The sequence below is a fragment of the Saccharomonospora iraqiensis subsp. iraqiensis genome (assembly GCF_000430445.1).
In the GTDB taxonomy this organism is placed as follows: Bacteria; Actinomycetota; Actinomycetes; order Mycobacteriales; family Pseudonocardiaceae; genus Saccharomonospora; species Saccharomonospora iraqiensis.
This window is the reverse complement of the sequence record NZ_KE387070.1, coordinates 37682-46064: the sequence shown is the minus strand read 5'-3', so window position 1 is coordinate 46064 and position 8383 is coordinate 37682. Positions and strand designations below refer to the sequence as shown.

General features: G+C 72.5%; 10 protein-coding genes. 5 read left to right on the top strand and 5 right to left on the bottom strand.

The genetic code is table 11. The features are described 5' to 3' along the window. Positions 1–75: 75 nt before the first annotated feature. The 3 genes from thiS (at position 76) to ACTIR_RS0107545 (ending at position 1665) form a co-directional block, all read left to right on the top strand. On the top strand, positions 76–276 hold the full coding sequence (gene thiS, locus ACTIR_RS0107555) for a sulfur carrier protein ThiS (protein WP_007025332.1): 201 nt from the start codon (positions 76–78) through the stop codon (positions 274–276). A gap of 10 nt (positions 277–286) precedes the next feature. After that, positions 287–1066 (top strand): thiazole synthase, encoded by a 780-nt coding sequence (gene thiG / locus ACTIR_RS0107550; RefSeq protein ID WP_026453807.1) that lies wholly within the window; start codon positions 287–289, stop codon positions 1064–1066. 167 nt (positions 1067–1233) lie between these two features. Further along, positions 1234–1665, top strand: coding sequence for a MarR family winged helix-turn-helix transcriptional regulator (locus ACTIR_RS0107545; RefSeq protein ID WP_007025330.1), 432 nt, complete (start codon positions 1234–1236; stop codon positions 1663–1665). Positions 1666–1850: 185 nt separating this feature from the next. Here ACTIR_RS0107545 and thiD (ACTIR_RS0107540) read toward each other — a convergent pair whose 3' ends face one another. The 4 genes from thiD (ACTIR_RS0107540) to ACTIR_RS0107525 all read right to left on the bottom strand — a co-directional run bounded on the left by thiD (ACTIR_RS0107540) (position 1851) and on the right by ACTIR_RS0107525 (position 6147). Next, positions 1851–2687: a bifunctional hydroxymethylpyrimidine kinase/phosphomethylpyrimidine kinase gene (thiD, locus tag ACTIR_RS0107540; protein WP_026453806.1), complete on the bottom strand. Its 837-nt coding sequence runs from the start codon at positions 2685–2687 to the stop codon at positions 1851–1853. A 60-nt stretch (positions 2688–2747) separates the two neighbouring features. Then, a complete protein-coding gene (thiD, locus tag ACTIR_RS0107535) occupies positions 2748–3611 on the bottom strand; it encodes a bifunctional hydroxymethylpyrimidine kinase/phosphomethylpyrimidine kinase (RefSeq protein WP_052583762.1) in 864 nt (287 codons plus the stop codon). Further along, positions 3608–5293: a phosphomethylpyrimidine synthase ThiC gene (thiC, locus tag ACTIR_RS0107530; RefSeq protein ID WP_026453804.1), complete on the bottom strand. Its 1686-nt coding sequence runs from the start codon at positions 5291–5293 to the stop codon at positions 3608–3610. Before thiC ends, thiD (ACTIR_RS0107535) begins: the two co-directional genes overlap by 4 nt. A 299-nt stretch (positions 5294–5592) precedes the next feature. Beyond that, positions 5593–6147, bottom strand: coding sequence for a peptide deformylase (locus ACTIR_RS0107525; RefSeq protein ID WP_026453803.1), 555 nt, complete (start codon positions 6145–6147; stop codon positions 5593–5595). Between the two features lie 187 nt (positions 6148–6334). Here ACTIR_RS0107525 and ACTIR_RS0107520 point away from each other — a divergent pair, with 187 nt between their 5' ends. Beyond that, on the top strand, positions 6335–6661 hold the full coding sequence (locus ACTIR_RS0107520; RefSeq protein ID WP_411431320.1) for a DUF3263 domain-containing protein: 327 nt from the start codon (positions 6335–6337) through the stop codon (positions 6659–6661). After that, on the top strand, positions 6658–7350 hold the full coding sequence (locus tag ACTIR_RS0107515; protein WP_026453801.1) for a LytR C-terminal domain-containing protein: 693 nt from the start codon (positions 6658–6660) through the stop codon (positions 7348–7350). The genes ACTIR_RS0107520 and ACTIR_RS0107515 overlap by 4 nt, the downstream gene beginning before the upstream one ends. A 33-nt stretch (positions 7351–7383) precedes the next feature. Here the strand turns inward: ACTIR_RS0107515 and ACTIR_RS22235 are convergent. Then, on the bottom strand, positions 7384–8383 hold a 1000-nt coding region (locus ACTIR_RS22235; protein WP_154663695.1), incomplete at its 5' end, for an ATP-binding protein.

The window sequence follows — 8383 nt, the reverse complement described above, 5'->3', positions numbered from 1 at the left end:
GCTCGCCGGCGCCGCGCCACCGAGGGGCGTGGCGGGCGCGCACCCGGACCGGACCGACAGTGAGGAGTCGCTGTGATGGACGTTCACGTCAACGGGGATACCCGGCGCGTGCCGGACGGCAGCACCGTCGCCGACGTGCTCGCGGCCGCGTGGGGTGACGCGAAGGGGATCGCCGTGGCGCTCGACGGGGAGGTCGTGCAGCGGGGGCGCTGGAGCGACGTCGTCGTGCGCGACGGCGCGCGCATGGAGATCATGACCGCGGTGCAGGGAGGCTGAGCACAGCACGATGACGTCCGCCGACACGACCACCCCCGAGGACCCGCTGGTCCTCGGCGACCACAAGCTCGACTCCCGGCTGATCCTCGGCACGGGGGGCGCGGGCAACCTCGACGTCCTCCAGCGGGCCCTCGTGGCCTCCGGAACCGGACTGACCACCGTCGCCCTGCGCCGGGCCGACACGGAGGGCGGCTCCGGCGTGCTCGACCTGCTGCGGCGGCTCGGCATCGCGGTGCTGCCGAACACGGCGGGCTGCCGCACCGCGGCCGAGGCCGTCCTCACCGCCCGGCTGGCGCGGGAGGCGCTGGACACCGACCTGGTGAAGCTGGAGGTGCACGCGGACGACCGGACCCTGTTGCCGGACCCGGTGGAGACCCTGGAGGCGGCCGAACAGCTCGTCGCCGACGGCTTCACGGTGCTGGCCTACACCAACGACGACCCGGTGCTGGCACTGCGGCTGGAGGAGGCCGGGTGCGCGGCGGTGATGCCGTTGGGCTCGCCGATCGGTACGGGACTGGGCATCCGCAACCCGCACAACCTCGAACTGATCGTGTCCCGGGCCGGGGTGCCGATCATCCTGGACGCCGGTGTCGGGACCGCCTCCGACGCCGCCCTGGCCATGGAACTCGGCTGCGAGGCCGTGTTGCTGTCCACGGCGGTGACCAGGGCACAGGCACCGGAACGCATGGCGCGGGCGATGGCCTCGGCGGTCACCGCGGGACGTCTCGCGCGCGAGGCGGGGCGCATCCCGCGCCGGTTCTGGGCCCAGGCGTCGAGCCCGCCCCGCTGACACTCCCGTCGCACGGGGTGTGCGGGCGGTACGGGGGAGCGGGAATGTGGGGAGCGCGGATGCGGCGGCCGCCCGACCACGTAAAGTGACCCGCACGTCCGGACATCCGGTGCGTAGCCGGGTGCGCGGGAGCGGGAGAGCACGTGGACCGAAGGAGCCTTCGAGAAGTGAGCACGTCGGCACAGGACGTTCCCGGCAGGCTGTTCCTCACGATCGGCAGGCTGTCCCGGTCGTTGCGTCAGGCGGGCGCGCCCGGACCCGGGCACGGGGCGATCTCGGCGTTGGCGACGCTGGCCGCGTGCGGGCGGCTCCGGCTGGGTGATCTGGCCGCCAAGGAGGGCGTCGCGGCGGCGACCATGTCCCGCATCGTCTCCGCCCTGGCCGAGCAGGGCTACGTGCGGCGGGAGTCGGACCCGGTGGACCGCAGGGCGTGGCTGGTCACGGTCACCGACGCGGGGCAGAGCCTGCTCTCCGGCGTCACCGCCACCCGCATCAACGAGCTGAGCAGGCGGATCGACCGGCTCACCCCGGAACACCGCGACGCCCTCGCCGCCGCCGTCCCCGCCCTGGAAGCCCTCCTCGCCGACGACGACGTCTGACCCCACCCCCGCGAGTCGCCACCCCACCCCCGCGAGTCGCCACTCCAGTCCCGCGAGTTGACACCCCGGAACCGCGAGTTGACGCCGTAGGCCGGCGAGTCGCCACTCCAGTCCCGCGAGTTGACACCGCAAGGCTGCCGAGTGGCCACGGCGGGCTTCGGTGATCCGTCGCCTGTGCCGGCGGATCAGCGCTGGGCGTCCTCGTCGGCGACACGCCAGAACGCCGAGACGGGGCCCACCTTCGCGCCCATCGGGTACGAGTTCCGCACCGCGTTGATCACGTACCACTTCGCCAGCCGGGCCGCCTCCGGCACGCTCTCGCCACGGGCCAAGCCGGCGGTGAACGCCGAGGCCATCGCGTCCCCCGCGCCGTGGGTGTGCGGGGTGTCCAACCGGGGACCCGGCAGCTCGGTGAACGTCTCGCCGTCGTACAGCAGGTCCACACACTCCGGGTCGTCGGCGAGGTGCCCGCCCTTGACCAGGACGTAGCGCGGGCCGAGCTCCCGCAGTGCCAGTGCGGCGTCGGGCATGTGCTCGCGCCGGGTGACCTCGATCCCGGTGAGCAGCCGGACCTCGTCCAGGTTCGGCGTGACCGCCGTGGCGCGGGGGAGCAGTTCGTCGCGCAGCGCCGCCAGCCCGGCGTCGTCGAACAGCGGGTGCCCGTGCATGGAGGCCGCCACGGGGTCGACCACGAACGGGATGCCGTCGGTGCGCCCGATGCCCGCCCGGTCGCACGCCGCCGCGACCGCGTGGATGATCTCGGCGGAGGCGAGCATCCCGGTCTTGGCCGCCTGCAGCCCCATGTCGGCGGCGACCGCCTCGATCTGCCCGGCCACGATCCGGGCCGGGACGTCGGAACGGTCGTGCACGCCGAGGGTGTTCTGCACCGTCACGGCCGTGACGGCGACGAGGCCGTGGACACCACACGTGAGGAACGTCCGCAGGTCCGCCTCCAGACCGGCGGCGCCCCCGGAGTCGGACCCGGCGATGGTCAACGCCGCGGGAGGCTGGTTGTCGCTCATCCCCCCAGTCTCACCCACGCCCGGCCGCCCCCGCGGAGGTGGCCCACGGCCCCGCCCGGCTCACTCCTCCGGGGCCAGCCGCCAGAACGGGGACACCGGCCCGACCCCGGCACCCAGCGGATACGACTCGGCGACGCAGCGTTCGATGAACCGCTTGCCCTTCGCCACGGCGTCGGGCACGTCCAGGCCCCGCGCGAGGTGGGCCGTGACCGCCGAGGCGAGCGTGTCCCCACCGCCGTGGGTGTGCTCGGTCTCGTACCGCGGGCCTTCGAGGTCGACGTAGTCGGTGCCGTCCGCGAGAAGGTCCACACAGCGCGGGTCCTCGGCCAGATGTCCCCCCTTCACCAGGACCCACCGCGGCCCCAGCTCCAGCAGGGCGTCGGCGGCGGCGCGCCTGCTGTCGGCGTCGGTCACCCGGACGCCGGTCAGCAGCCGGACCTCGTCCAGGTTCGGGGTGACCAGCGTGGCGCGGGGGAACAGCTCGGTGCGGATCGCCTCCAGCGCCTCGTCCCGTAGGAGGGGGTCCCCGTGCATGGACGCGGCCACCGGGTCGACGACGAGCGGGGTGCGCCCCGGTCCACGCCCGATGCCGAGGTCGTCGGCCGTGGTCGCGACCGTGCGGATGATGTCGGCCGAGGCGAGCATGCCGGTTTTCGCCGCGTCGACACCCATGTCCCCGGCGACGGTGCGCATCTGCGCGGTCACGACGTCCGGCGGGATCTCCGTGAAGCCGTCCACCCCGAGTGAGTTCTGCACGGTGACCGCGGTGACCGCGGTCATCCCGTGGACCCCGCAGGCGAAGAAGGTGCGCAGATCCGCCTGGATGCCCGCCCCACCACCGGAATCCGACCCGGCGACGGTCAGCGCGGTTCTCGGGGTCTCCGGTGCCCTCCCGGTCGCCGGTGTGCGCGGGGCCCGGGTCACGGCTCGACCACCGGGAGGTAGACCTGGTTACCGCGTTCGCCGAACTCCCGCGCCTTGTCCCGCATCCCGGCCTCGATCGCGTCCACACTGGACAGCCCGTGCTCCTCGGCGTAGCGGCGGACGTCGTGGGTGATGCGCATCGAGCAGAACTTCGGCCCACACATCGAGCAGAAGTGCGCGGTCTTGGCGGGTTCGGCGGGCAGGGTCTCGTCGTGGAACGCCCGCGCGGTGTCCGGGTCGAGGGAGAGGTTGAACTGGTCGTGCCAGCGGAACTCGAACCGCGCCCGGGACACGGCGTCGTCCCACTCCTGCGCGTACGGGTGCTCCTTGGCGAGGTCGGCACTGTGCGCGGCGATCTTGTAGCTGATCACGCCGGTCTTCACGTCGTCCCGGTTCGGCAGGCCCAGGTGCTCCTTCGGGGTGACGTAGCACAGCATCGCGGTGCCGTACCAGCCGATCTGCGCCGCACCGATCGCCGAGGTGATGTGGTCGTAGGCGGGGGCGACATCCGTCGCGAGTGGACCGAGCGTGTAGAACGGCGCCTCCCCGCAGAGCTGTTCCTCCAACTCGACGTTCTTCTTGATCTTGTGCATCGGCACGTGGCCGGGGCCCTCGATCATCACCTGCACGTCGTGCTCGCGCGCGAGGTGGGTGAGCTCGCCCAGGGTCTCCAGCTCGGCGAACTGGGCCCGGTCGTTGGCGTCGGCGATCGACCCCGGCCGCAGCCCGTCCCCGAGGGAGAAGGTGACGTCGTAGGCGCGCAGGATCTCGCACAGTTCCGCGAAGTGCGTGTACAGGAACGACTCCCGGTGGTGGGCCAGGCACCACGCCGCCATGATCGAGCCGCCGCGGGAGACGATCCCGGTGACCCGCTCGGCCGTCAGCGGGACGTAGCGCAGCAGCACGCCCGCGTGCACGGTCATGTAGTCGACGCCCTGCTCGCACTGCTCGACGACGGTGTCCCGGTAGACCTCCCAGGACAGCTTCTCCGGCTCGCCCCCGACCTTCTCCAGCGCCTGGTAGATCGGGACGGTACCGACCGGAACGGGGGAGTTGCGCAGGATCCGCTCGCGGGTGGCGTGGATGTTGCTGCCGGTGGACAGATCCATCACGGTGTCGGCGCCCCAGCGGGTCGCCCACACCAGCTTGTCCACCTCCTGCTCGACCGACGACCACACGGCCGAGTTACCCATGTTGGCGTTGACCTTCACCAGGAAGTTCTTCCCGATGATCATCGGTTCGGATTCGGGGTGGCAGCGGTTGGCGGGGATCACCGCACGTCCGCGCGCCACCTCCGCGCGGACGAACTCCGGATCGACGCGCTCGCGTGCGGCGACGAACTCCATCTCCGGGGTGATCACCCCGGCCTTCGCCCGGCCGAGTTGGGTGTCGTGCTCGGAGCCCTCGTGCCACGCCGCCCGCGTGCGGTCCAGTCCGGTGTGGACGTCGATGGTGGCTTCGGGGTCGGTGTAGGGCCCCGAGGTGTCGTAGACGTCGAAGTGCTCCCCGTCGGAGAGGTCGATACGCCGCGCCGGGACGCGCAGGCCCGAGGCGGTCGAGTGGTAGATCTTGCGTGAGCCGGTGATCGGTCCGGTGGTGACCCCCGGTCCGGCAGCGCCGTCACCGGTGCCGTCACCGGTGTCGTTGTGCTCTGCGGTGGCGCCGTTGTTCAGCGTCGTCACGACGAATCCACTCCCTACGCCGGCATTACCCGGTCAGGTTCGTGCGGTCGGCGGCGCCGGGTCCGGTCGAATCGGACACCAGCCGCCCTCTCAGCCCGCCAGGGCGCGAGCTCCCGCGATGTGCTGTTGTCTTCCTACCCGAGCGACCCTAGCCACGCCCCACCCACACCGACAACCCGCCACCCGGGTCACGGCACGGGTTTTGTCGTGAAGGGCACCTTCCCTGCGTTGCACGCAGCGAGGGGCACATTCACTGCGCCACACGCAGCGAATGTGCCCTTCACGGCAACTACGGAGGGTCAGGGGGCGGGTGGGAGCCAGGAGTTGCCCGGTACGCCCCACCTGTTGGATTTGAGCATCTTTTTCGCGGCTCGGGAGTGGCGGCCGATGAGCCGGTCCAGGTAGAGGTAGCCGTCGAGGTGGTCGGTCTCGTGCTGGAGGCAGCGCGCGAAGTAGCCGGTGCCCTCCACCTCGATCGGGGTGCCCTCGACGTCACAGCCGGTGACCTTCGCCCAGGAGGCCCGCCCGGTCGGGTAGGACTCGCCCGGAACCGAGAGGCAGCCCTCCCAGTCGTCGTCCGGGTCCGGCATGGTCTCCGGGATCCCGCTGGTCTCCAGCCGGGGGTTGACCACCAGTCCCTTGTGCCGCACACCCTCGTCGTCCGGGCAGTCGTAGACGAACAGCCGCAGGTCGACGCCGATCTGGTTGGCCGCGAGGCCGACACCCTCCGCCGCGTACATCGTCTCGAACATGTCGTCGACGAGCGTGGCGAGGTCGGCGTCGAACGTCTCGACCTCGCGGGTGCGCGTGTGCAGGACCGGGTCTCCCGCGATGCGGATGGGGTGGATCGTCACGGTGGGTCATCCTAGGCGAGAGTCACCACCCGGACGCGCCGGGCATGCTCCGGGCTTTCGGCCTTCCGGCGTGATCTAATGACGGTGCGCGACGATCGCGCGGGATACTGACGTGCCCGAGCCGACGAGGAGCCAGATGGACGCCGCCGCGGAGTCGACGGCCCCGGACGAGCGGCCGCCCCCGCAGATGGGGCCCGCACAGGCCGGGTCCGGGCAGGCCGAGCCCGCGCAGACCGAGCCCCCGCGGGCGGGGTCCGCGGACGGTCTGTCCGAGCGTGAGGTCGACATTCTCGCCTTCGAACACCAGTGGTGGCGGTACGCGGGCGCCAAGGAACAGGCGATCCGGGACCGGTTCGGTGTCTCGCCGACCCGGTACTACCAGATCCTGAACAAGCTCATCGACAAGCAGGAAGCCATGCGTGCGGACCCGATGCTGGTCAAGCGGCTTCGGAAGGTGCGTGCGTCCCGGCAGCGCACCCGCGCGGCACGGCGGTTGGGGATTGAACTGCCATGAGCGTCTTCGACGGAGTGTCCAGGCCGATGCGGGCCGCGGGACTGGGGCTGATCGCGGTCGCCGTGGTGGCGACGGCGCTCGGTGGGGTCTCGGTGGTGACCGGAGAGGATCCCGCCGACACCGCGGCCGCCGGGAGTGCCGAACCGGATCCGGGCGGGGGCGACCACGGTGACACCCCCGACGACCCCGGGCGCGGGGAGGACGGCCCCGACTCCGGGGACGGGACCGACGACGGTGCCTCCGGGGACGACGGGGCCTCCGGGAACGACGGCGCCGACGGGGGCGAGCCCGGCCGGGACACGGGCGGGGACAAGACCGGTGCCGAGGACGGCGACGCCGACGGGGACGGCACCGACGGTGACCGCGGCGACGACCGGCAGGCCTCGGTTGAGGAGACCGCCGTGCGGGTGTACAACAACAGCGACATCTCCGGTCTCGCCACCGACGCGGGCGACGACCTGCGAGCGCGGGGCTGGAACGTCGTCGAGGTCGCCAACTACTCGGACGGGATCATCCCGAACAGCACCGTGTACTTCCGCCCCGGCACCGACGAGGAACGACTCGCGCACGCCCTGGGCGACGACTTCGATCTGCGGGTCGAACCCCGCTTCGACGGCATCTCCGACGCCAGCCCCGGCCTCGTCGTCATCGTGACCAGGGACTACGACGGCCCCGTCGACCCGAAGTGAGCCCGTGCCCGGGACGTCGCGTCGGCCCGGGGATCAGCGGGACCCGGTGTAGGCGGCCAGTGCGGCGAGCTGCTCCGCGTCCAGGGAGGGCCGCACCACCTCCCGCGCCGCCGTCAGGTGCGCCGCGGTGACCTCGGTCGCCTCCAGCGACTCCCGCAGCGCGACCAGGGCCGCCTCCCGGACCAGTGCCGCGCAGTCGGCCGCCGAGTAGCCCTCCAGTTCCGCGGCCAGCGCGGACAGGTCGACGTCCGGGGCCAGCGGCGTGTTCCGGGCGCTCGCCCGCAGAATCTCGGTGCGGGCCTCGGCGTCCGGCGGCGGTACGGACAACGACCGCTCCAACCGGCCGGGCCGCAGCAGCGCCGGGTCCACCAGCTCCGGCCGGTTGGTCGCCCCCACGACGACGACGTCGCGCAGTGGTTCCACCCCGTCCAGCTCGGTGAGCAGTGCCGCCACCACCCGGTCGGCCACCCCCGAGTCACCGGACTGCCCCCGTCGCGGCGCGAGTGCGTCCACCTCGTCGAGGAAGATCATCGACGGGGCGGCCTCCGCCGCCCTGCGGAACAACTCGCGCACGGCGCGCTCGGACTCGCCCACCCACTTGTCCATCAGTTCGGCGCCCTTGACCGAGAACACGTTCAGTGCCCCCGTGCCCGCCAACGCCCGCACCAGGAAGGTCTTGCCGCCGCCCGGCGGCCCGTAGAGCAGCACGCCGCGGGCGGGGGTGACCCCCAGCCGCGCGAACGAGTCGGGATAGCGCAGCGGCCACAGCAGCGTCTCCGTCAGCGACCGTTTCACCTCCCGCATGTCCCCGACGTCGTCGAGGGTCAGCCCGCCCGTGGCCAGGGTGTCCGTCGTGGACAGCGAGATCGGCCGGATCGCGTCCACCGCGTCGAGGAGGTCGCGCTCACGGACGTGCGGCCGCTCCGCGTCCGCGTCCGCGGGCCCGGCACCGTCGTCCCCGTCGTCCTCGTCGTCCTCGTCGTCCGCGCCGGATACGGCCCCGTCCGTGCCGCCGGTGTGCCGCAGGGCCGCG

Excerpts from the sequence above, each read along its gene's own strand:
- thiS (WP_007025332.1), top strand. The coding sequence starts at position 76 with ATGGACGTTCACGTCAACGGGGATACCCGGCGCGTGCCGGACGGCAGC.
- thiG (WP_026453807.1), top strand. The coding sequence starts at position 287 with ATGACGTCCGCCGACACGACCACCCCCGAGGACCCGCTGGTCCTCGGC.
- thiD (WP_026453806.1), bottom strand. The coding sequence starts at position 2,687 with ATGAGCGACAACCAGCCTCCCGCGGCGTTGACCATCGCCGGGTCCGAC.
- ACTIR_RS0107520 (WP_411431320.1), top strand. The coding sequence starts at position 6,335 with ATGGGGCCCGCACAGGCCGGGTCCGGGCAGGCCGAGCCCGCGCAGACC.
- ACTIR_RS0107515 (WP_026453801.1), top strand. The coding sequence starts at position 6,658 with ATGAGCGTCTTCGACGGAGTGTCCAGGCCGATGCGGGCCGCGGGACTG.